General features: G+C 72.3%; 17 protein-coding genes and 1 pseudogene. 7 read left to right on the top strand and 11 right to left on the bottom strand.

The features are described 5' to 3' along the window. Positions 1-109 precede the first annotated feature (109 nt). The 3 genes from K2224_RS36740 to rph all read right to left on the bottom strand — a co-directional run bounded on the left by K2224_RS36740 (position 110) and on the right by rph (position 4,797). Entirely contained in the window at positions 110-265 is a 156-nt protein-coding gene (locus K2224_RS36740; protein ID WP_221911432.1) for a hypothetical protein, read from the bottom strand. 1,338 nt (positions 266-1,603) lie between these two features. Beyond that, positions 1,604-2,119 carry an O-acetyl-ADP-ribose deacetylase gene (locus tag K2224_RS36735; RefSeq protein ID WP_221911431.1) on the bottom strand — a complete coding sequence of 172 codons (516 nt, stop codon included), beginning with the start codon at positions 2,117-2,119 and terminating at the stop codon, positions 1,604-1,606. A 68-nt stretch (positions 2,120-2,187) separates the two neighbouring features. Next, entirely contained in the window at positions 2,188-4,797 is a 2,610-nt protein-coding gene (rph, locus tag K2224_RS36730; RefSeq protein WP_221911430.1) for a rifamycin-inactivating phosphotransferase, read from the bottom strand. 481 nt (positions 4,798-5,278) lie between these two features. Between rph and K2224_RS36725 the strand changes: the two genes are divergently transcribed. Further along, positions 5,279-6,850, top strand: coding sequence for a hypothetical protein (locus K2224_RS36725; RefSeq protein WP_221911429.1), 1,572 nt, complete (start codon positions 5,279-5,281; stop codon positions 6,848-6,850). Positions 6,851-6,972: 122 nt separating this feature from the next. On the opposite strand, the gene K2224_RS36720 is transcribed toward K2224_RS36725, so the two are convergent. From K2224_RS36720 to K2224_RS36710, 3 genes are all read right to left on the bottom strand, one after another. Continuing rightward, a complete protein-coding gene (locus tag K2224_RS36720) occupies positions 6,973-8,388 on the bottom strand; it encodes a phytoene desaturase family protein (RefSeq protein WP_398201017.1) in 1,416 nt (471 codons plus the stop codon). 49 nt (positions 8,389-8,437) lie between these two features. Beyond that, the gene (locus K2224_RS36715) at positions 8,438-9,391 is read right to left on the bottom strand and encodes an inositol monophosphatase family protein (protein WP_260693699.1); all 954 of its coding nucleotides are present in this window, start codon (positions 9,389-9,391) and stop codon (positions 8,438-8,440) included. A gap of 191 nt (positions 9,392-9,582) precedes the next feature. Further along, positions 9,583-11,442 (bottom strand): gamma-glutamyltransferase family protein, encoded by a 1,860-nt coding sequence (locus K2224_RS36710; protein WP_221911427.1) that lies wholly within the window; start codon positions 11,440-11,442, stop codon positions 9,583-9,585. 299 nt (positions 11,443-11,741) lie between these two features. On the opposite strand from K2224_RS36710, the gene K2224_RS36705 reads away from it, so the two are divergent. After that, complete coding sequence (locus K2224_RS36705; RefSeq protein WP_221911426.1) at positions 11,742-12,488, top strand: Sir2 family NAD-dependent protein deacetylase; 747 nt, start codon at positions 11,742-11,744, stop codon at positions 12,486-12,488. Positions 12,489-12,493: 5 nt separating this feature from the next. Here K2224_RS36705 and K2224_RS36700 read toward each other — a convergent pair whose 3' ends face one another. Further along, complete coding sequence (locus K2224_RS36700; RefSeq protein WP_221911425.1) at positions 12,494-13,255, bottom strand: SDR family oxidoreductase; 762 nt, start codon at positions 13,253-13,255, stop codon at positions 12,494-12,496. 151 nt (positions 13,256-13,406) lie between these two features. Here K2224_RS36700 and K2224_RS36695 point away from each other — a divergent pair, with 151 nt between their 5' ends. Then, on the top strand, positions 13,407-14,276 hold the full coding sequence (locus K2224_RS36695) for a helix-turn-helix transcriptional regulator (protein WP_260693698.1): 870 nt from the start codon (positions 13,407-13,409) through the stop codon (positions 14,274-14,276). A 98-nt stretch (positions 14,277-14,374) separates the two neighbouring features. Beyond that, on the top strand, positions 14,375-15,439 hold the full coding sequence (locus K2224_RS36690) for a biotin/lipoate A/B protein ligase family protein (protein ID WP_221911424.1): 1,065 nt from the start codon (positions 14,375-14,377) through the stop codon (positions 15,437-15,439). An 81-nt stretch (positions 15,440-15,520) separates the two neighbouring features. On the opposite strand, the gene K2224_RS36685 is transcribed toward K2224_RS36690, so the two are convergent. Then, complete coding sequence (locus tag K2224_RS36685; protein ID WP_221911423.1) at positions 15,521-16,549, bottom strand: SMP-30/gluconolactonase/LRE family protein; 1,029 nt, start codon at positions 16,547-16,549, stop codon at positions 15,521-15,523. 201 nt (positions 16,550-16,750) lie between these two features. Here K2224_RS36685 and K2224_RS36680 point away from each other — a divergent pair, with 201 nt between their 5' ends. After that, a complete protein-coding gene (locus K2224_RS36680; protein ID WP_221912180.1) occupies positions 16,751-17,185 on the top strand; it encodes a MarR family winged helix-turn-helix transcriptional regulator in 435 nt (144 codons plus the stop codon). An 85-nt stretch (positions 17,186-17,270) separates the two neighbouring features. Here the strand turns inward: K2224_RS36680 and K2224_RS41815 are convergent. After that, positions 17,271-17,438 (bottom strand): annotated as a pseudogene (locus K2224_RS41815) (DUF5701 family protein); the annotation flags it as partial. After that, positions 17,414-17,683, bottom strand: a complete 270-nt coding sequence (locus tag K2224_RS36670; protein ID WP_221911422.1) for a DUF6343 family protein — start codon at positions 17,681-17,683, stop codon at positions 17,414-17,416. The gene K2224_RS36670 and the pseudogene K2224_RS41815, both read right to left, overlap by 25 nt. Positions 17,684-18,134: 451 nt before the next feature. Here K2224_RS36670 and K2224_RS36665 point away from each other — a divergent pair, with 451 nt between their 5' ends. Together K2224_RS36665 and K2224_RS36660 are read left to right on the top strand one after the other, a co-directional pair. Beyond that, on the top strand, positions 18,135-20,468 hold the full coding sequence (locus K2224_RS36665) for a molybdopterin oxidoreductase family protein (protein ID WP_221911421.1): 2,334 nt from the start codon (positions 18,135-18,137) through the stop codon (positions 20,466-20,468). Then, positions 20,465-20,965, top strand: coding sequence for a hypothetical protein (locus tag K2224_RS36660; protein WP_221911420.1), 501 nt, complete (start codon positions 20,465-20,467; stop codon positions 20,963-20,965). The genes K2224_RS36665 and K2224_RS36660 overlap by 4 nt, the downstream gene beginning before the upstream one ends. A 44-nt stretch (positions 20,966-21,009) precedes the next feature. Here the strand turns inward: K2224_RS36660 and trpS are convergent, their stop codons facing one another. Next, the gene (trpS, locus tag K2224_RS36655) at positions 21,010-22,176 is read right to left on the bottom strand and encodes a tryptophan--tRNA ligase (protein ID WP_221911419.1); all 1,167 of its coding nucleotides are present in this window, start codon (positions 22,174-22,176) and stop codon (positions 21,010-21,012) included. Between the last annotated feature and the right edge of the window lie 135 nt (positions 22,177-22,311).

Below are 22,311 nucleotides of genomic sequence, written 5' to 3'. Positions count from 1 at the left end.
TGTTCGCGATGACCGGCGGAACGTCGAAACGTGTGATGGCCCATTCTGGGTACGCCCCCCGTGCCACTGGGACGGCACTTCGCTGCGACTGCCGCCGGGCTGCCGCAGGTCAGAACCAGCCGAGCAGGGACCCGAAGTCGCGGAACGGCGCCAGGCCGTAAGGTCCCATGCCGACCAGCCCGGAGCCGAACCCGTCGAACAGGTTCCCCAGATCGAATCCGTCCGCGCCATCACCCGAACTGTCGCCAGCGGGACTGGTACCCACCAGACCCCCACCACCGGGACCGCTGCCAACTCCCCCACCTCCTGGACCCGTACCAGCCGGTTCCCCACCTCCTGGACCCGTACCAGCAGGTTCCCCATCACCGGGACCGGCACCGCATGGACTGGCACCGACTGGACCTGTACCAGTCGGTTCTCCACCACCGGGACCCGTACCCGTCGGCTCCCCACCACCAGGACCGGTACCCGTCGGCTCCCCACCGCCAGGACCCGTACCCGTCGGTTCTCCACCACCAGGACCCGTACCCGTCGGCTCCCCACCACCAGGACCCGTACCCGTCGGCTCCCCACCACCAGGACCCGTACCCGTCGGCTCCCCACCACCAGGACCGCCGCCGCCCGGACCGGTATCAACCGCACCGCCGCCGCCCGAGCCGGAGTCGTCGCCGCACTCGCACGCGTCGCACCCGTCGTGACGCTGCATACGGCGGTGTTCACCACTCAGCACCATGGACCGGCTCTGAGGCACGGCCTGGGATATATCGGCGATCGGGACACCGGTCGCCACGCTTACCACCACGACGGCAAGCGAACGACCTATGAACGGACGCATCGCTTCTCCTAATCGACAGGCAATCGGACGCCGAATGAGTACCTCCCCACACCCGATGTCACACAGGCGCGCCGAAAGCCCACTCCAACGGCCGACAATCATTACCCCGGTCGCTGCAGCGATCAGACACCTGCGAAGCGTGAAGCACGCCGGCCCGGGCCTGAGCAGGCCCCGGGGGCAGGGGGCGTTCCCGCGCGGGGCGGCATCCGCATGGAGACGCTGCTGTTACTCGAACTCGCACACGGCATAGACCGTGGCCGTCCCCGCTGAGAATTTCCACTCGCCACCATCTGTGACTCGCACGGTCCAGCCCTTGCCGTCATCCGTCGGGCGGCTGGCCCATGCGAACAATCTCAAGCGCCCTGAGTCGAATCCGCCGCCGACAACCGCAGAACCCTCGGGGCAGCGTGCGGTGCCCTCTCCGTACGCACCCCAGTACCCTGCCCTCACCGCGAATTCCCGCTTGACGATCCGCTTGGCGGGGGCAGCCTGTGCTGGGGTGGCAATGGCGCCTAGTAGTGCCGTGAACCCGAGAACAGCGGTGGCGATGCGATACATAAAACACCCCTTCGTCGCTGATAGTTGAACCGCAATGCAGGTTGCCTGGATTTCGCCGAATGGATACCGATTCCCTTGCCGAGATCGCCCGATCAGAGGGGGGGCAGCACTCCCACCCTTCTTTGGAGGCGCTCCGTGCCCCATGAGCCGCGCCCCAGCCAAGGCGCGATGGCCCGTACCGCCGCCGTCGAGCAGCGTCGAGGCTGATCGCTATCGGAGTTGTGCGGCGAACGCCTCGTACGCCCGCTCGTCGAAGAGGACGAACCTGATCTCCTCGACCGTGGTCCGCGTGCTCCGCACCGTCTCCACCGCGATCCGGGCGGCGTCCTCCATCGGCCACCCGTAGATCCCGGCGGAGACGGCCGGGAACGCCACCGTACGGGCGCCCAGTTCGTCGGCGACCCGCAGCGACTCCCGATAGCAGGAGGCCAGCAGTTGCGACCGGTCCTCCTCGCGGCTGAAGCGCGGGCCGACGGTGTGGATCACCCAGTGGGCGGGCAGTCGGCCGGCGGTGGTGGGGACGGCCTGGCCGGTGGGCAGGCCGCGGCCGTACCGGCTGGCGCGGAGGGCACGGCACTCGGCGAGGATGTCGGGCCCGCCGCGGCGGTGGATCGCGCCGTCCACGCCTCCGCCGCCGAGCAGGGCGGAGTTGGCGGCGTTGACCACGGCGTCGACGGCCTGTTCGGTGATGTCGCCCTGGACGAGGGTGAGAGTGGTGGTGGTCATGTGGTGAGCGTAGGGCGGGGGGAGGGGCGGAGGCGCGTACGGGGCTTCTCGGTGTGGTCGGTCAAAGGTCAAGGGAGGAGCTCGAGGTAGCCGTCGGTTCCGTGTACGCGGATCCGTTGGCCGTCTCGGATCAGCCGGGTGGCCTGCTCGACGCCCACGACGGCCGGCAGGCCGTACTCCCGGGCGATGACGGCGCCGTGGGTCATCAGGCCGCCCACCTCCGTCACCAGGCCCGCGATGCCGACGAACAGCGGCGACCAGCTGGGGTCGGTGAAGGGCGTGACCAGGATGTCGCCCGCTTCGAGATGGGCATCGGCCATGTCGAGGATGACGCGGGCCCGTCCCTCGATGGTCCCGGCGGAGACCGGTAGGCCGACCAGGGCGCCGGCCGGGACGTCGTCGCGCCGGTACGCGCCGGTCACGGCCTCGCCATCCGAGGTGAGCACCCGGGGCGGTGTGAGCGCGTGGTACGAGCGGAACGCGTCCTTGCGCTGCCGGATGAGTCGGGCGTCCACCTGGTTCGAGCGCACGACGTCGTGGAGTTCCTGGAACGTGAGGTAGAAGATGTCCTCCCGCTCAGGAAGCACATCGGTCCGTACGAGGCGCTCGGCCTCCGCCATGAGGGCCTGCTTGTAGACGAAGTAGCGGCTGATGATGCCGTACTTGGGGTATTCCCGGTAGCCGATGAAGGTTCGGACCCGGTCGATCATGCGCTTGGTCTCGTCGGCTTTGCGGTCCCCGTCCGGCAGGGCGCGCAGGCGTGCCAGCACGTCCTGTTCCTTCTGCCGCGCCTTCTGCCGCCCTTGCTCGAAGCGCCGTTCGGCGGCGCCCGGTTGGAAGTTCCGGACGTTGTCGAGGATCGCGGGGACGAGCGTGGTGGGGCGTTCGCGCCACCGTGGCCTGGTGATGTCGATCTCGCCCACGCAGCGCATGCCGTAGCGGTCGAGGTAGGTCTCGATGGCGGCGCGCGCTGCGGTCGCGCCCGGGAGCTTTGCCAGCTCGTCCAGGAAGTCCACGTCCTCGTCCTCGTCCGCGCCGCGCTGTAGGAACGCCACCGCCTCCGGATGCGGGCGGATCACGTCGGCGACGTCGAGCAGTGCCAGACCCATTTCGGATGTGACGTTGTCGGGGGCGGACAGGGTCAGCGTGTCAGCCGCGTTCTTCTCGCCCAGCCATTCCCGCAGCTTGTCGTTGAGCCACCAGGTGGCCTCCATCCCCGCCGTGATCGCCTGAAGGTTCAGCGGATCGCTGAGGATTCGCTTGTGCTCCTCGAAGGCGCTCAGCAGGAAGTCGAAGAGCGCCGGTCCGGTCTTCGTCCGGATGTCGCGCTCCAGGGCGGCGATGGACGCCCGGCTGCGCTCGATCAGTTCGGTGACGATGGCCGGGTCGGTCTCGATCGGGGTGGACGCGCCGGTGGCCAGCGGTCCGGCGGGGCCCGCGTCCGGGAGCGACGGGACGAAGTCGTCGCGGTCGAGGACGGTCTCCAGCGCGTCCCTGATCAGCGGGTCGCCTCTCCCTATGACGTCCAGGAGGCCGGCGCGGCTCGCGGGCGAGGCCAGGCGCCGGGTGACGTCGACGAACAGCCTTCCGCCGGCCTCGTGCATCGGCACCATGGCCGTCAGCTGCCACATGGAGAGCCCCAGGGGCTTCATGGGGTCGGTCATCATCTGCCCGTGACCGACGGAGACGTAGACGTGATTGTCCTGGTCGCCGGTCTCGGGGATGGGGAACAGCGTGGTGATCGGCCGGCTCTGAACGATCCGGAAGCCGTCGTCGACCAGACACCATTCGATGTCCTGCGGACGGCCGAAGTGCGCCTCGATCCGCCGCCCGAGCTGTACGAGCCGCACCGCCTGCGCGTCCGTCAGCGCCGGCTGCCGCTGCCGCTGCGGGTCGATCGCCACCTCCTGCGTACCGCCGGCCGGCAGGGCGTGGACGGCACGCTCCTTGGCGGCGATCGTCCTGGCGACGACTTGGCCGTGCCGCACCGTGAAGACGTCCGGGTTCACCAGGCCGGAGACCAGGGCCTCGCCGAGGCCGAAGCCGGCGTCCACGGTGGCGACCTTCCGGTTGCCCGTGACGGGGTCGGCCGTGAAGAGGACGCCGGACGCGTGCGGGAAGACCATCCGCTGCACGACCACGGCCATGTGGACCGTACGGTGGTCGATGCCGTTGCGCCGGCGGTAGGTCACGGCCCGCTCGGTGAACAGCGAGGCCCAGCACCGGCTGATGTGCTGGAGGATCGCCGTCGGCCCCACGACGTTGAGGTACGTGTCCTGCTGGCCAGCGAAGGAGGCCGTCGGGAGGTCTTCTGCCGTCGCACTGGATCGGACGGCGTAGGCGGCCTGCGCGCCGAGTCGGGCGAGCGCGCGGGTGATCGCCGACGCGAGATCGCCCGGGATGGCGGTCTCTTCGATGGTCCGGCGGATCCGCGCGCTGTGCGTGCGGATCGCCTCCTGGTCGTCCGGGTCCAGGCGGGACAGTTCGTCGAGCCGGTCGTCGAGCGAAGGCGCTTCCGCCATGATCCGGCGGAAGGCGTTCGTCGTCACGCAGAAGCCGCCCGGCACGGGGATGTCATCGATCTGCGACAGCTCGCCCAGGTGCGCGCCTTTGCCACCGACGACCGCGACCTGCGTCTCGTCCACCTCTTGGAGATCCAAAACATACTGATCGTTCATTGCGTTGTTCCTGGCCCCGTTCATTGCCTCGTTCGTCGCGTCGCTCACTGGGGTACCTCCGAGGCAGCCGTGCTCCGTCGTACTGGGGTGACCGACCCCGTACCTCCGCCCGGACGTCGACGACAACACACGCCCGCGCTGCCGCCGTTTCCGCAGGTTGTGGCGTCGGCGGACGATTCTGCGGCACGACCGGGGCCTTGCCGCAAGCCCCCTGGTGCGCTATATGTTGAGAGTGGCAGGGAGAGAGTTCTCCTTGCCTTTGCCTTTTTCCGTGCCTGCGCCTGTTCCTGCGCCTCTTCGTGTGCCTGAGCCTGAGCCTTTTCTTCGCTGTTTCAGGGCGATTTCATCGGCCGCTCTCAACCTGGGCTCGTCGTCTGCAGAGTCGGTGATGGCCGTCCCCGCCCGGGGACCATGGCCCGACCGAAGTTGGCGAGGCAGTGCGCAGCCTCAACTGTCCGGCGTGCTGCGGAAGGAGTGCGCCGTGCATGACTACGTCAAGCGTCTGCCTCCGGGGGCACTGCCCGAGGGCGGTGTGGAGTCCTGGTCCGTCGCCGAGGCCGAGCGGTGGCGGAAGGCTCGTGTCCCGGCGGCCTTCGCCCCGGTCGCAGGCAGTTGGGTCCTGCTCGTCCTGGTCGCCGGGGCGTACGTCCTGACCGGTGGGTTCTCGATCGCGCGGTGGGGCGGTGGCGGGTCCGCGCCCGCTGGCACCGACTGGCTCGGCTATCCCGGGGCGGTCCTGCTGGCCGCGCTGCCGTTGTGGTACCGCCATCTGCCGGTCCCGACCGTGCCGGCCGCGGTCGTGGTCGCGGTGGACGCGGCCGTGTCCCTGGCGTCACCCGGCGCCGGCGCGAGCGCCGACGACGGCCCGGCCGCAGGCGGATACCTGCTGGCCCTCGCCGTCTCCGTATGGGCGTTCACCGGTGCGTGCCTGCGCCTTCGGGCCCGCCGCAGGCAGCGGGCGCTGGCGCTCGCCGTTTCCGGCCGGCGCCGACGCGAACTCCCGGACGGGGCGCCCGAGACGGACGACTACCGCGGGTACCGGCAGGTCTACCTCGGGCTCGTCCTCTGCCTCGTCGCCGGCGCCGTCCTCACCGCCGGTCTCGTCGAGGACCTGACGGCACCGGACCGCGCGCCGTACGACGCCGTCGGGCAGCAGATCGCCGCCCTGCTGTTCCTCGTTCCCGGCACCACCGTGTACGGGCGCGGCCATGCCGCCTTCCGGGCGGCGCATCGCCTGCACGAGGAGCCCCAGCCGACTCTGATGGTGGGTGTGCGAATCGCGCCGGACGGTTACCACTGGCTGTATCCGGATGCCCTCTCCACCTCGGGGCAGCCCCTGATCGCGTACTTCCCCAAGGACCGGGACACCGACCGCACGGCGCGTCTGGTGGGCACCAGCTCCACCTTCCGACCCGACGAAGGGCACTACGACATCGATCCCCGCAGCGAACCGTTCGAAGCGGTCCTGTACGGCGCGCTCTGGGAAGGCGCCGAAGTCGCTCTGGAATACGCCGTCATCGAGCGCAGCGCGTACCAGGGGCCGGAGCAGGAACGCACCTATGCCGGCGTCACGGTCGCGCCGCTGCTGGCGCGACGCCGCCACGGCCTCGGCCCGTGGCAGCCGGCCGACGGCGCGGCCCGGGACGCCGCCCGGCGCGAACGGATCCGCAAGGAGGAGCAGGAGAAACGCGAGCGGGCGGAGCAGCTGGAAGCGCGACTGCGCCAGCAGCAACGGGCCGACGAGGGGCGGCGATCGGCCCCGCGCCGGAGCGGCGGGCCGAGGACGCAAGGCCGGTCGAACTCCTGGAAACCGGGGCAGCGCTCCAGCGGGGACCACAGCTGGGGCGGCGGGGACAGCTACGACTGCGCAAGCGGAAGCGGAAGCGGCCACAGCGGTGGAGGGCACAGTGGCGGAGGACACGGTGGTGGACACGGCGGTGGTGGGCACGGCGGTGGAGGGCACGGCTGCGGAGGGCACGGCTGCGGAGGCCACGGCTGCGGAGGCCACGGCTGCGGAGGCCACGGCTGCGGAGGCCACGGCTGCGGAGGCTGAGTGGACGGACCCGTGGCTCCGGCCGGCCGCCTAGGTCCTGTCGTCGAACTCCCGTTGTTCGCCCGGTGCGGCGAGAGTGCGTGCCGGGCGCCGGACGGCAGGCGGGAGTTCGACGACAGGACCTAGCGGCCGCTGCTCCCCCGGAGGCGGCGCCAGACGGCTCGGGCGGCGTGGTGGCCGGACATGCCGTGGACGCCGGGGCCGGGTGGGGTGGCCTGGGAACACAGGAAGACGGCGGGGTGGGCGGTTTCGTAGGGGACGCGGGTGAGTTTGGGGCGGATGAGGAGGCGGAGGCCGGCGGCGGAGCCGGTGGCTGTGTCGCCGCCGACGTAGTTGGCGTTGCGGGCGGCGAGTTGCGGGGGGCCGGCGACGGCGCGGGCGAGGACGAGGTCGCGGAAGCCGGGGGCGAAGCGTTCGATCTGGCGCTCGACGGCGTCGGTGGCGTCGCCCGTCCAGCCGTTGGGGACGTGGCCGTAGGCCCAGAAGGTGTGCTTGCCCTCGGGGGCGCGGGTGGGGTCGATGAGGCTGGGCTGGGCGGTGATGAGGAAGGGGACGGAGGGGTCGCGGCCCTGGACTGCGGCGTCGAGGGCGGCGGAGATCTCGCCGCTGGTGGGGCCGATGTGGACGGTGCCGGCGTGGTGGGCTTCCGGGGCGGTCCACGGGACGGGGCCGGACAGCGCATAGTCGATCTTGAAGACGCTGGGACCGTAGATCACGTCGCGGTAGGCGTTGCCGAGGCCGGCGATGCGGGCGAGGGCCGTCGGGGAGGTGTCGAAGACATAGGCGCGGGCCGGCGGGAGGTCGTCCAGGCGCTTGACCTCGAAGTCGGTGTGGACGGCGCCGCCGTGGGCGCGCAGGAGGCCGGCGAGGGCGTCGGAGATGGCCTGGGAGCCGCCGCGGGGCACCGGCCAGCCGTTGGCGTGGGCGGCGAGGGCGAACATCAGGGCCAGGCCGCTGGTGCCGAAGCCGCGGAGCGGGGCGATGGCGTGGGCGGCGAGTCCGGCGAGCAGGGCGCGTGCCTTCTCGTCCTGGAAGCGGCGGTTGAGCAGGGTGACCGGCTGCATGGCGACCAGCCCGAAGCGGGCGTAGGTAAACGGGTCGTGAGGCAGGCCCAGCCACTGGGTGCGCAGGAAGTCGCGGGCCAGGGCATCCCACCTTCCGGTGAACGGGGCCACGAGCCGGCGGTAGACGCCGGCGTCGTGCGCGCCGAACGACATGGCGGTCTCGCCGACGGAGTGCGCCAGGACCGCGGCGGTGCCGTCCGGGAAGGGGTGCGCCATGGGGAGGTCGGGGTGGAGCCATTCCAGGCCGTGCCGCTCCAGGGGCATGGCGCGGAAGGCGGGGGAGCCCGCGGCGAGCGGGTGCACCGCGGAGCAGGGGTCGTGACGGAAGCCGGGGAGGGTCAGCTCCTCGGTGCGGGCGCCGCCGCCGATGGTGTCGCGGGCTTCGAAGACCTCGACGGACATGCCGCGGCGGGCGAGTTCGACCGCCGCTGTCAGGCCGTTGGGCCCCGATCCGATCACGACGGCGTCGAGCATCGTCCGCACCTGCGCCACTCCCCTCGTGTCCGACCCTCGTCGGTGAGGGTCAGTTGGCGGCAGCCAGCAGTCCGAGGATACGCCGCGCCGTTTCGGCGTCCCGTGCCGCGGTGAAGGGCAGCGCGTTGCCGCCCTGGATGCGGAAGGGCCGGCCGGCGACCGTGCCGCTGGTGCCGCCCGCTTCGTGGACGAGGAGCAGGCCGGCGGCGTGGTCCCAGGAGTTCTCCCAGCTGAAGGCGGTGGCGTCGAGCCGGCCGAGGGCTATGTGGAGGTACTCCAGGCCAGCGGATCCGCAGGGGCGGGGGGCGACGCCGGGGGTCTCCAGGGCGGCCAGCACGCGCTTCTGGTCGTCGGTGGTGAAGTCGGGGTGGGAGGTGGCGACTTCGAGATCGGCGCCGGGGGCGGGGTGGCCGGCGGTGAGCCGCTCGCCGTTGAGCCAGGCGCCGGCGCCGCGGCGGGCGACGGCCATCTGGCCGAGGGCGGGGGCGTACGTCCAGGAGGCGAGCACCTCGCCGCGGTGGGCCAGGGCGACCAGGGTGGCGAAGCCGGGGTCGCCGTGGACGAACTGGCGGGTGCCGTCGACCGGGTCGACGATCCAGACCAGGGCGTCGCCGTGGAGGGCGTCGAGGACGGTGGGGTCGGCGTGCACGGCCTCTTCGCCGACGACCCGGGAGCCGGGCAGCAGGGCGGTGAGGGCGGCGGTGAGGTGCTCCTCGGCGCGCCGGTCGGCGATGGTGACGAGGTCGTGCGGGCCGTTCTTCTCGACGATCTCCTCGACGGCGAGCTGCCGGAAACGGGGCGTGATCTCGTCGGCCGCGGCCTGCCGGACGGCGGCCTCCACGGCGGCCCAGTCCAGCCCGGAGAGATCGGGCTCGGCGGCGGGCGCGGTGGCAGGGCAGGGCGCGGCCGCGGGTGCGGCGGCCGGGGTGAGGGTGACGGCGTCGGTGAGGTCCGTGGTGTCCGTGGGGTCTCCCGGAGTGCGGATGTCCAGTGCTTCGATCATGCATCCATCGAACCACGGACCACTGACACTCCGACCGGACTCCGGGTGAACTCCGGGTGCCGTACGGGCCACGGGCAGGTGCCGCGGACCGCCCTCCACGGGCGCCGGCAGCCCCCGCCCCACCGACATCTCCCCAGGTCAGCGCTTTGAGGCCGCCCCGGGACCGGTGTCCCGAGACGGCCGGCCGTCGGTCACCGCCCGACCGCGTACCCCTGCATGCCGCGCGGGTTGGCCGCGGCCGACAGCACCCCGGTCCGCGGGTCGCGGGCCACCGCGCACAGCCGCCCCTCCGACCACGCGCCGCCCACCGTCACGTCGTGGCCGCGCCGCCGCAGCCCGTCGATCACCGCGTCGCCGATCCGGGATTCGACGGTGACGCCGCCGGGCCGCATGAGGCGCGGGAAGAAGGAGCCGGGGAAGGAGTCGTGGTGCCAGTTCGGGGCGTCGATGGCGCCCTGGAGGTCGAGGCCGCCGCGGACCTGCGGGCGCAGCGCCACCGCCAGGAAGAAGTGCAGCTGCCACTGGTCCTGCTGGTCGCCGCCGGGGGTGCCGAACGCCATGACGGGTACGCCGTCGCGCAGGGCCAGGGACGGGGTGAGGGTGGTGCGGGGGCGGCGTCCGGGGGTGAGGGAGTTGGGCAGGCCCTCCTCCAGCCAGGTCATCTGGAGGCGGGTGCCGAGCGGGAAGCCGAGGCCGGGGACGACGGGGTTGGACTGAAGCCAGCCGCCGGAGGGGGTGGCGGAGACGAGGTTGCCCCAGCGGTCGACGACGTCGATGTGGCAGGTGTCGCCGCGGGTGGTGCCGTCGCGGCCGACCTCGGGGGCGCCGGGGGACGGTTCGCCGCGGCCGGGTGCGGCGGGTCCGGGGGCCATGGTCGGCTCCCCCGTGCCGCCGGCCAGGGCGCCCGCCACGTCGAACCCGCCGGCGCCGCCGGCCACCGCCTGCGTGTGCTTGCTCAGCCGCGGGGTGCGTCCGTCGGGGCTGCCGGGCCGCAGCGCGTACGAGGCGCGGTCGCCGATGAGGGCGCGGCGGGCGGTGTTGTAGTCGTCGCCGAGCAGGGCGGCGAGCGGGACGTCGGCGGCATCGCCGTACCACGCCTCGCGGTCGGCCATGGCGAGCTTGCTGCCCTCGATGAGGAGGTGGACGTATTCCGGGCTGCCGTAGCCGGGCAACTCCTCGGGCAGAAGGGCGAGTTGCTGGAGGAATACGGGACCCTGGGTCCAGCCGCCGGCCTTGGCCACGGTCCAGCCGTGCCAGTCGTGGGTGACCGGGTCCTCGTAGGTGGCGGTGTAGGCGGTCAGGTCGTCGCCGGTGAGGGTGCCGGCGTGCGGTTCGCCGGAGCTGTCCATGGCGGGGCGGGCGGCGAAGTCGGCGAGCGCCTCACCGACGAAGCCCTCGCGCCAGATGCGGCGGGCGGCCTCGATCTGTCCCTCGCGGTCGGTGGAGGCGGCCGCGGCCTCGGTGAGGAGGCGGCGCCAGGTGTCGGCCAGGGGGCGGTTGGTGAGCAGTTCGCCGGGGCGGACGGCGCGGCCGCCCCGGAGGTAGAGCTCGGCCGACGAGGTCCACTCGGTCTCGAAGAGCGTACGGACGGCTTCCACGGTCTCCCCGATCCGTTCGACGGCGGGGTGGCCGTGCTCGGCGTATCCGATGGCATAACGGAGCACCTCGGCCAGGGACTTGGTGCCGTGGTCGCGCAGCAGCAGCATCCAGGCGTCGAAGGCGCCGGGGACGGCGGCGGCGAGCGGTCCGGCGCCGGGGACGAGGTCGAGTCCGAGGGAGGTGTAGTGGGCCACGGTCGCGCCGGCGGGGGCGGGGCCCTGTCCGCAGAGCACCCGCACCGGTCCGCCGGCCGGGGCCAGGATGACGGGCACCTCGCCCGCCGGCCCGTTCAGGTGCGGTTCGACGACGTGCAGCACGAACCCGGCGGCGACGGCGGCGTCGAAGGCGTTGCCGCCGTCCTCCAGTACGGCCATCGCGGACTGGGACGCCAGCCAGTGGGTGGTGGCGGCCATACCGAAGGTGCCGTGGAGGGTGGGGCGGGTGGTGAACACGGTGGCTCCTCATCGTCGTGGGCTGTGGCATCCCTTGTGGGGCGTGGCGGCTCTTGTGGGACGTGGCGGCCCATGGCGGGCCGACGGGACGTACGGGTCCCCCGTAATCTCCCCGGCCGGATCGACTTCTCACCCCTTCCCACGCTGGCGGGCTTATCAGCCCCTCGGACCGACCGGTTCCGCCACTCCACCGGACGGGCCGGTCCCCCTCCGCCGACCAACCGACCGCCCGGCGAACCGCCCCCGCCCCCACCCCCAAACCATTCGCCCTCCCCCGCCACCTTCCGTACGCTCGGCCCATGAGCAGCACCGACGGCCGGCCCGCGCACCGCCCCCTGGTCGCGATCCTGAGCGGCGCCGGGATCTCCACCGACTCCGGGATCCCCGACTACCGCGGTCCGAACGGGCTGTGGCGGCGCGATCCGGCGGCCGAGAAGCTGGTCACCTACGACGCGTACATGACGGATCCGGAGATCCGGCGGCGGTCGTGGCGGATGCGTCGGGAGAGCCCGGTGTTCCGGGCCCGGCCGAACGCCGCGCACGAGGCGGTGGCCCGGCTGGAGCGGTCCGGGACGCCGGTGCGGGTGCTCACCCAGAACGTGGACGGGCTGCACCAGCTCGCCGGATTGCCGGCCCGCAAGGTGCTGGAACTCCACGGCACCGCCCGCGAGGTGACGTGCACCGGCTGCCATGCCCGGTCGTCGATGGCGCAGGCGCTGGAGCGGGTGGCGGCCGGCGAGCCCGACCCGGCGTGCCGGGCGTGCGGCGGGATCCTCAAGTCGGCGACGGTGATGTTCGGCGAGCGGCTGGATCCGCGGGTGCTCGGCCAGGCGGTGGCGGTGGCGAAGGCCGCCGAGCTGTTCTTCGCGGTGGGCACCACGCTCCAGGTGCAGCCGGCCGCCTCGCTCGCCGGGACGGCCGTGGAGCACGGTGCACGCCTGGTGATCGTCAACGCCGAGCCGACCCCCTACGACGAGCTGGCCACCGAGGTGGTGCGCGAGCCGATCGGCACGGCCCTCCCCCGGCTGCTGGCCGCGCTCGGCTGACGCGGTCACGCCTGCCGGGTCGGCAGCACGATCGCCTGGCGCAGGTTGACGTGGCGGGCACGGCTGGTCGTGAAGGCGATCAGGTCCGCGATGTCGTCGGCGGAGAGTCCGATCAGCGCGTCGAACATGCCGTCCAACTGGCCGGAGAGTTCCGCGTTGTCGACGTGGTCGGCCAGTTCGGTGTCGGTCAGGCCCGGTTCGATGTTGGTGACGCGGACGTCGCGCGGGCCCAGTTCGGTGCGCAGGGACTGCGAGAGGTAGGTCAGCGCGGCCTTGGTCGCGCCGTAGACCGCGTAGTGGGGGAAGGGGACGTGGGCGCCGATCGAGGAGATGTTGACCAGGTCCGCGGTCCGGCCCGCCGCGGCGGCCGCGATCAGGTCGGGGGTGAAGGCGCGGATGACGCGCAGCGCACCGGCCACGTTGGTGTCCAGCATGCGCTGCCACTCGTCGGCGCGGCCCGCCGTGACGGGGTTGGGCAGCATCACGCCCGCGGCGTTGACGACGAGGTCGACGGCGCCGTACGCGGTGTGCACCTGCCGCACCGCGGCGTCCACGGAGGCCGCGTCGGTGATGTCGGTGGGGACGGCGAGGGCCCGGCCGCCGTCCGCCTCGATCTTGGCGGCCAGGTCGGTCAGCCGCTCGGCCCGGCGGGCGAGCAGCGCCACCCGCACGCCGTACGAGGCAAGCAGCCGGGCGGTGGCCTCACCCATGCCGCTGGCGGCTCCGGTGACAACGGCGGTGCGGCCGGCGAGGGCGTCGTACGACATGGTGGCTCCTGGTTTCGCGATGTTCGCCACCGGGCGTCTCCCGGCGACGTCCACCACAGTGCAACCCGTCGACGCGGCGACCCAGGTCCACCGTTTTCCTGGGTCCGGCAGTACCAGGAAAGACGCGGGGACACGTCCTAGGATCACCGGCATGGACACACCCATAGGGCGGGAGATCGGGGACTTCCTGCGGTCGCGGCGCGCGCGGATCCGGCCGGAGGAGGTCGGGCTGCCCGGTCATGGCCGGCGGCGGGTGCCGGGGCTGCGCCGGGAGGAGGTCGCCCAGCTCGCGGGCGTCAGCGTCGACTACTACATCCGGCTGGAGCAGGGCCGTGGCCCGTCGGTCTCGGATGCCGTGCTCGATGCGATCGGGCGGGTGCTGCGCCTGGACGACACCGAGCAGGGGTATCTGCGCAAGGTCGCCCGGCCGGGCGTGCGCCGCGCGGGGCCCCGGAGGGCCGCCGCCGACCCCGCGCCCCAGAAGGTCCGCCCCGGCCTGCGGCTGCTCTTGGACACCGTCGACCGGGCCCCGGCGTTCCTCCTCGGCCGCCGTATGGACGTGCTCGCCTGGAACGACCTGGGTGACGCCGTCGTCGGCTTCTCACAGATGGCACCCCGGGACCGCAACATACCGCGCCAGGTGTTCCTCGACCCGCGGGCCCGCGAGACGTACCCGGAGTGGCCGGCGGTGGCCGCGGAGACCGTCGCGCATCTGCGCCTGGACGCCGGAAACCATCCGCAGGACCCTCAACTTGCCACGCTCGTGGGTGAGTTGTCGCTGGCGAGCGAGGACTTCCGCCGCCTGTGGGCGGACCATCAGGTCCGGGAGAAGAGCTACGGCACCAAGCGCCTGGCGCACCCCGTGGTCGGCGAACTGGCCCTGCCCTACGAGACGTTGACGGTCCCGGGCGAGCCGGACCAGATGCTGGTGGTCTACACGCCGGAGCCGGGTTCGCGGACGGAGGAGCGGTTGAGGCTGCTGGCGAGCTGGGCGGCGACGCCCACGACCCCCGGGGTGTGACGGTACGCCGCACCGTATTCACCCGCCGTGCGGTTACCGTGTCAGGAGAATCCGGCACCGTGTCGGATCACGGTGCTTTACGAGGCGGAGAGTGCGGAGTGCACGGCGAATACAAAGTCCCGGGCGGCAAGCTGGTGGTCGTCGATCTGGACGTCGAGGGCGGCCGGCTGAGAAATGTCCGGGTGGCCGGTGACTTCTTCCTGGAACCCGACGAGGCGATCCTGGACATCAACTCCGCGCTGGAAGGCGCACCGGTCGACACCGATACCGCCGGCCTGCGGGACCGTATCGACACCGCACTCCCCGAATCGGCGGTGCTTTTCGGTTTCACCAGTGAGAGCGTCGCCGTCGCGGTGCGCCGGGCCCTCGCCCAGGCCACCGACTGGAGCGATTACGACTGGCAGCTCATCCACACCGCGCCGCAGCCGCCGGCCCTTCACATGGCCCTCGACGAGGTCATCACCACGGAGGTGGCGGCGGGCCGCCGGCCGCCCACCCTCCGGGTCTGGGAATGGGACGCCCCGGCCGTCATCATCGGCAGCTTCCAGTCCCTGCGCAACGAGGTCGACGCCGCGGGCGCGGCCCGCCACGGCGTCACGGTGGTGCGCCGGATCTCCGGCGGCGGGGCGATGTTCGCCGAGCCGCAGAGCACCATCACCTACTCCCTCGCGGTGCCCGAGGCCCTGGTTTCCGGACTGTCCTTCGCGGATTCCTACGCCTATCTCGACGACTGGGTGCTCACCGCGCTCGGCGACATGGGAATCAAAGCCTGGTACCAGCCGCTGAACGACATCGCCACCGAACTGGGGAAGGTGGCCGGCGCCGCACAGAAACGGATGGTCGGCCCGGGAGGCGGCCCCGGCGCGGTGCTGCACCACGTCACCATGTCCTACGACATCGACGCCGACAAAATGCTCGACGTGCTGCGCATCGGCAAGGAAAAGCTCTCCGACAAGGGGACCAGAAGCGCCAAGAAACGCGTCGATCCGCTGCGCCGCCAGACCGGGCTCCCCCGCGAAGCCGTCATCGAGAAGATGATCGACTCCTTCCGCTCGCGCTACGGACTCACCCGCGGCGACGTCACCCCCGGAGAACTCGCCCGCGCCCGGGAGCTCGTCCTCCGTAAATTCCAGAACGAGGAGTGGACGGCGCGAATTCCCTGAACGAGAAGTAACCGAACTCCCGGAATTCCCGGGCGCATTCGTCGCCTCCGGACGGTTGGGCGGGTGGCGCGCCGGCGCGGCTCAGATGCCGTCGACCTCGGCGACGGTGAAGGGCTGCGGGTCGCTGCCGCCCATGGGGCCGCCCTTGTCGAACTGCGAGCGGACGACGAGCATCCGGCCGCCGCTGTGGACGACCGTGGTCGGAATCTGCAGCGCCGGGTCGGTGAGGCTGCGCTCCCTGCGGGCGGCGCGGCCGTCATCGGTTACCCGCCACCGGCTGATGCTGTTGGCCACGTTGTGGACGACCCAGAGGGTGTTTCCGCGCATTTCGAGGCCGTCACCGTGCTTCATGTCGCCGCCGTGCAGGGCGACTTGGCGGATCGCGCCGGTGGTCGGGTCGATGCGGTAGAGGGTGCCGGCGGTCATGTCGACGGTGAGGAGGTAGCGGCCGGAGGGGGCGGCGGCGATGCCGTTGAGGGTGACGGTGCCGGCCGGGACCGGGGGGAGTACGCGGGACAGGTCGTAGGCGGCGGTCAGCCCGGCACGTCGACCGTGCGCCGCGACCCGGGCCAGCTGACCGGGTGTGACGCGGTAGACGACACCCCGGTAGCTGTCGGTCAGATAGGCAGTGCCGTCCGGGGTGACGACCAGGTCGTTGACGAAGGACCTCGCGGTTCCCGTGACGTCGAAGCGGGCGAGGAGCCTGCGGTCGCGGAGGTCGTAGACGGCGACGCCGGCGGTCGAGTCGATGACCCACAGTCGGCCGGCGCGGTCGACCTTGAGGCCGTTGGCGGTGGTACGCCCGTCGGCGCCGGCCGGCAGGAAGATCCGGGCGGCGTGGCGTCCGGGCGTCGCCTGGTACACGGCGCCGGTGGCGTAGGAGCCGACGTAGATGTCGCCGGTGCGCGGGTCGGCGGCGACGCCCTCCGGGTAGGCGCGCTCGCCGGGCAGGTCGTAGGCGGTACGGACGTGGGCGGTACGGACGTGTCCCTGGGTGCGGGCGTGGGATTCGGGTCGGGTGCTCGCGGTGGCGACCGGCGGTACGACGACGGCCGCCGCCAGCGCCAGAGCGGCCGGCACCAGAGCGCGGCGGGCGATCGAGCAAGTCATGGGTGGGTCCCCCCCGTTGAGGCCGCCTACAGCTGACACCTGGCATCCGCAGACGACCGACTGGTCGCAAGAAACGAGTGAACGAACACGAAGGTAGATTCGAACTCTAATGCTCGTCAAGACACTAATCCTCATGTGGATGCACATTGCCGAGCGAGCCCTCACCTGCTATACGGCCATTACGATGCAGGGATGACGTCCATGCCCGTGTCCGAGCGCCTCGGTTCCTCCATCAAGCGCGCCGAGCAGGCCCTGAACGGCGCCAAGCACGCGGCGCTGAAGCCGGCCGGCCTGACGGTCCCGCAGTACGCGGCCCTGCTCTACAGCTCCGAGCGGCCCGGCATCTCGGCCGCCGCGCTGGCGCGGGCGTGCGGCGTGACGCCACCGACGATGAACACGGTGCTGAAGAACCTCCAGGAGCGCGGCCTCATCCAGCGCACCCCGCACGAGTGGCACCGGAACGTGCTGGAGATCCGGCTCACCGACGAGGGCCACGCGGTCATGGCGATCGCCGACGCGCGGGCGGTGAGCGTGGAGCGCGCGCTGGCCGACGAGTTCACGGACGAGGAACGGGCGACCCTCGTCGGCCTGCTGCAACGGTGCGCCACCCTCCTCAACTCGGTACGGCCCGACTAGACGGACGGACGATCCGGAAGGGCCGGACGGACTGGAAGGGGCAGGCGGACCGGAAGGGGCAGGCGGAGTAGGCGGACCAGCCGGACCGCCGCCCCGTCGCCGAGGCGAAGCCGAGCCAGGCGTGACGGCTGCCGGCCCAACACCAGCCCACCTTGGGGGCGTTGCGGCGCTCGCGGCCGTCCCGCCCGGCCGACGCCGCTCTCCCGGCCCCGGCCCGTCGGGCAGACGCTAAGCGTCCGCGTCCTCCCCGCGTCGGTGGCGGCGGGCGAGCACGACGAGGTCCACGGCGGCGAGGAGCGCGAGGATGCCGCAGACCACGGCCAGGACGAGCAGCGCGTTCCGGCCGGGGTAGGTGTTCGGGCCGGCGGAGTCCGCCCAGATCACCAGGCCCGCCGTCGCCGCGACGAAGACGACCAGCGCGGCGGAGGCCATGATGAGCCGCAGCCGCAGGGGGCTGCGGGCGGTCACCGGCTCGGTCCCGGTGCGTGGACGCCTCATGGCTGCACTCCTCCTGCGACGGCTCGCCGGACGGCCCCACCTCCCACTGTGGTCGCCGGCCCCCGGGGCGGCAAACGCTGACCGACCGCACCGGGGCGTTCGCCCGGATGGGCCTCCGCGCGGCTATCTGACGGCACGTCAGGCGACGCCAGACGGGCGGTTTTCGTTTCGACCGACCATGCGCCGTGCACCCGCCTGGATCTGACGAAGCCTCAGCTCAGCGGGGTGCCCGGCGACCCGGGACGCGCGTCGGCCGGGTGCGCGGCGGCCGGACGCGCGGGTGCGCCGGGATTCGCAGCCGGAGTTGGGCGATCACGCAGCGTAAGGTCGGGGGCGGCCGACCGGTCGCGGTCCGCGCGGTCCCCGGCCGGCGCGGGCCGCTGGTGCGGCGGAGTCCGGCGGGCGCGGCCCAGCGTCCGGTTCGGCGGACAGTGAGGGAAGGGAGCACACAATGGCTGACCGGATCGGCGATGTGTGGGGCAAGCGGACCCCCTATCCCGCCGGCGGCGGCTGGCCGCTCCGCGTCGATGCCTGCCTGGCGATCCCGCACGACCACGTCGAACGGTGGGTGCCGTCGGTCTGCATGCTGTGTTCCAACGGCTGCGGACTGGACATCGCCGTCTCCGACGGCCGCATCGTGGGGGTGCGGGGCCGCGCCCAGGACCGCGTCAACCACGGCCGGCTCGGCCCGAAGGGACTGTTCGGCTGGCAGGCCGGCCACGCGCGGGACCGGCTGCTCCACCCGCAGATGCGGATCGACGGTGCGCTGCGGCGGGTCGACTGGGACACCGCCATGACGGCCGTGGTCGAGCGTTCGCAGGCCGTGCTCTCCCGCCACGGCCCGCTGGCCATGGCGTTCTACACCAGCGGCCAGCTCTTCGCGGAGGAGCACTACGCCCAGGCGCTGATCGCCCGCGGCGGGATCGGCACGCCCCATCTGGACGGCAGCACCAGGCTGTGCACCGCGACCGCGCGATCGGCGCTGGTCGAGAGCTTCGGCAGCGACGGGGACCCCGGCTCGTACACCGACATCGACCACTGCGACACGCTGTTCCTCGTCGGCCACAACGTCGCCGAGAGCCAGACGGTGCTGTGGGCGCGGATGCTCGACCGGCTGCACGGTCCGGACCGCCCGCGGCTGATCGTCGTCGATCCGCGGCTGACGCCGACCGCCCGCGCCGCCGACGTGCACCTGCCCGTCCGGCCGGGCACCAACGTCGCCCTGCTCAACGCGCTGCTGCACGAACTGATCCGGAACGACCGGATCGACCGGAGCTTCGTCGACGCCCGCACCACCGGCTTCGCCGAGCTGGCCGGGACCGTCGCGGACTATCCCGCGGAGCGGGCCGCGGAGATCTGCGGCGTCCCGGCGCACCTCGTCCGGCGCGCGGCGCACCTCCTCGGGACCGCCCACCACCTGGTGTCGACCGTCCTACAGGGCGTCTACCAGTCGCACCAGGCCACCGCGGCGGCCGTGCAGGTCAACAACATCAACCTGGTACGCGGCATGATCGGACGGCCCGGGGCCACGGTCTTCCAGATGAACGACCAGCCCAGCGCCGAGAACGCCCGGGAGGCAGGCGCCGACGGCTCCCTGCCCGCCTTCCTCAACTGGCAGAACGACGCCCATGTCCGACGCCTGGCCGACCACTGGAACGTCGACGCACCGCGCATCCCCCACTGGTCGCCCACGCACGCCATGGAGATCTTCCGGCTCTGCGAGACCGGTTCGATCAGGTTCCTCTGGATCACCGGGTCCAACCCCGCCGTCTCCCTCCCCGACCTGCACCGCATCCGCTCCGTCCTCGGATCCGACCGGCTCTTCCTCGTCGTCTCCGACGCCTTCCCGACCGAGACCACCGCCCTGGCGGACGTGGTGCTGCCCGCCGCCATGTGGGGCGAGAAGACCGGCTGTGTCACCAACGCCGACCGCACCGTCCACCTGTCGCACAAGGCCGTCGAACCGCCCGGAGAGGCCCGCAGCGACTTCGCCGTCCTGCTCGACTACGCCCGGCGGATGCACCTGACCGACCGCGACGGCGGCCCGCTGGTGCGCTGGCACCAGCCGGAGGACGCCTGGCACGACTTCATCGCCCTGACCGAGGGGCGGCCCTGCGACCAGTCCGCCCTCACCTACGAGCGGCTGCGCGGCAGCGACGGTGTGCAGTGGCCCTGCACGGAGTCCGCCCCCGACGGCACCGAGCGCCTCTACACCGACCATGTCTTCCCCACCGCCGCCGACCGCTGCGAGGACTACGGGCACGACCTCGCCACCGGCGCCCAGCACGAACCCGACGAGTACCGGCTGCACGACCCCGCGGGCCGGGCCGTCCTGAAGGCGGCGCACTACCTGCCGCCGCACGAACTCCCGGACGAGGACCACCCGTTGCAGCTGACCACCGGCCGCTGCGTGTACCACTGGCGCACCCGCACCAAGACCGCCCGCGTCCCCGAACTCGACGACGCGGCCCCGGAGGTGTGGGTGGAGCTGCATCCCGACGACGCGCACAGCCGGGACATCGCCGAGGGCGACCTGGTGCGGGTGTCCTCCCGCCAGGGCGAGATCGAGGCCCCCGCGGTGCTGCGCGGCAGCCGTCCCGGCCTGGTGTTCGTCCCGTTCCACTACGGCTACTTCGACCGGACCGACCCCGGACGGCACGACCGGGCCGCCAACGAACTCACCCACACCGCATGGGACCCGGTGTCCAAGCAACCCGTCTACAAGGCCACTCCGGTGCGGCTGACCAAGGTCGCCGATGCCGCGGAGCCGGGGCCGCGACGATGAACAGGCCCGGCGCCCTCCTGCGGGAACTCCACGACGCCGTGACGGACTTGGCGAGGACCTGCCGGAGCGTCGCCGAACGCCAGGCGGCGGACTGCGGCACGTACCACCCGGCCCACACCGTCGCCGCGCAGTGCGACCGGCACGCCGAGCGCGTCCGGGCCTGGGGCGAGCGCTTCGAGGTGCGCCTGCACGCGCAGACGACCGCGCCCGAGCCGCTGTCCGCGGTGCGGGACGCCGTCCGCCACACGTCCGCGGCGCTCCGCCGCGACCGCCGCGAGGCCGGCCTGGCCCTGCTCCACGACCTGTGCCACCTGCACGAGAAGGCGCAGCGCGTCCACATCCGCTGGGTGATGCTCGGCCAGGTCGCCCGGGCGCTGTGCGAGTGCGAACTGCTCGCCGAGGCATCCGCCCTGCACGACGAGAACCGCACCCAGATCAAGTGGATCACCACCCGGATCCGGGAGGCGACCCCACAGGCCGTCACGGTCCCCGACTGAGTGGCGCCTGCGCCTTCGGCCGCGCCCTCAGTAGTGGCTGATCATCAGTAGTGGCTGTTCATCGCGGTGCGCACCTCGGCGAGGGTGGCGTCGGCCACGGCGTTGGCCCGCTCGTTGCCCTCGCGCAGGATCCGGCGGAGCAGGGCGCGGTCCTGCGCGTACGCCCTGCGGCGGGCCCGGATCGGCGCCAGGTACTCGTTGACCGCCTCGGTCACGGTCCGCTTCAGCGCGGCGGCGCCCGCGGAGCCGATGTCGGCGGCGACCTGCTCGGGGGTCCGGCCCTGGCAGAGGGCCGCCAGGAGGAGCAGTGAGGACACCTCGGGGCGGGTGGCCGGGTCGTAGCCGATGTGGCGCTCGGCGTCGGTCTTCGCCCCCTTGATCAGCCGGGCGGTCTCATCGGCGTCGGCGGCCAGGGTGAGGGCGTTGCCCCGGCTCTTGCTCATCTTGGTGCCGTCGGTGCCGAGCAGCAGCGGCGCGCTCGACAGCAGGGCGTCGGGCCGGGGGAAGACCGTGGAGCCGTTGCCGTAGCGGTCGTTGAAGCGGCGCGCGACGGTGCGGGTGAGTTCGAGGTGCGGAAGCTGGTCCTGGCCGACCGGGACGAGATCGGCCTTGCAGAAGAGGATGTCGGCGGCCTGGTGGACGGGATAGGTGAACATCAGGCCGCTGACGGCCGACTGGCGGGAGTGGCTGATCTCGTCCTTCACGGTGGGGTTGCGGTTGAGTTCGGCGACGGAGACCAGGCTGAGGAACGGCAGCAGCAGCTGGTTGAGGGCGGGGACGGCGCTGTGCGTGAAAATCGTGCTGCGCTCCGGGTCCACGCCGATGGCGAGGTAGTCCAGGACCAGTTCCTCGACGTACGTGGTCAGGTTGTCGGCCACATCGCGGTCGGTGAGCACCTGGTAGTCCGCGATGATCACGAACAGCTCCGCGCCCAGGTTCTGCAGCCGTACCCGATTGTGGAGCGTGCCGAAGTAGTGGCCCAGGTGCAGCCGTCCGGTGGGGCGGTCGCCGGTCAGGACCCGGAACTGCCCGGGGTCGGTACGGATCAGTTCCTCCAGCACCGCGGTGCGTTCCCGCGCGGCCGAGGCCCCCAGCCGGTCGGCCGCGACAGCTTCGGAAGCCGAGGCATCCGGAAGGGCCGAGGAAGAGGCGGGGGCGGGAGTGGGCGCGGCAGGGGCGTCGAAGTCCGCGATCGGGGCCGTGGTGTCCATGAGGTCTCCTGGTGGTCGGTGGTGCCGTCGGGACGGCACCACCCCTGTTCCAGGGGACACGAAAAGGGCCGTCCGTGCGAACGGCCCTTGGTCATGCGCGAGAGGCGGCCGCTCCTACGAGGAGCGCCACCAGCT

The organism is Streptomyces sp. BHT-5-2, from assembly GCF_019774615.1.
Lineage (GTDB): Bacteria > Actinomycetota > Actinomycetes > Streptomycetales > Streptomycetaceae > Streptomyces.
This window is presented reverse-complemented; position numbering and strand designations above follow the sequence as displayed.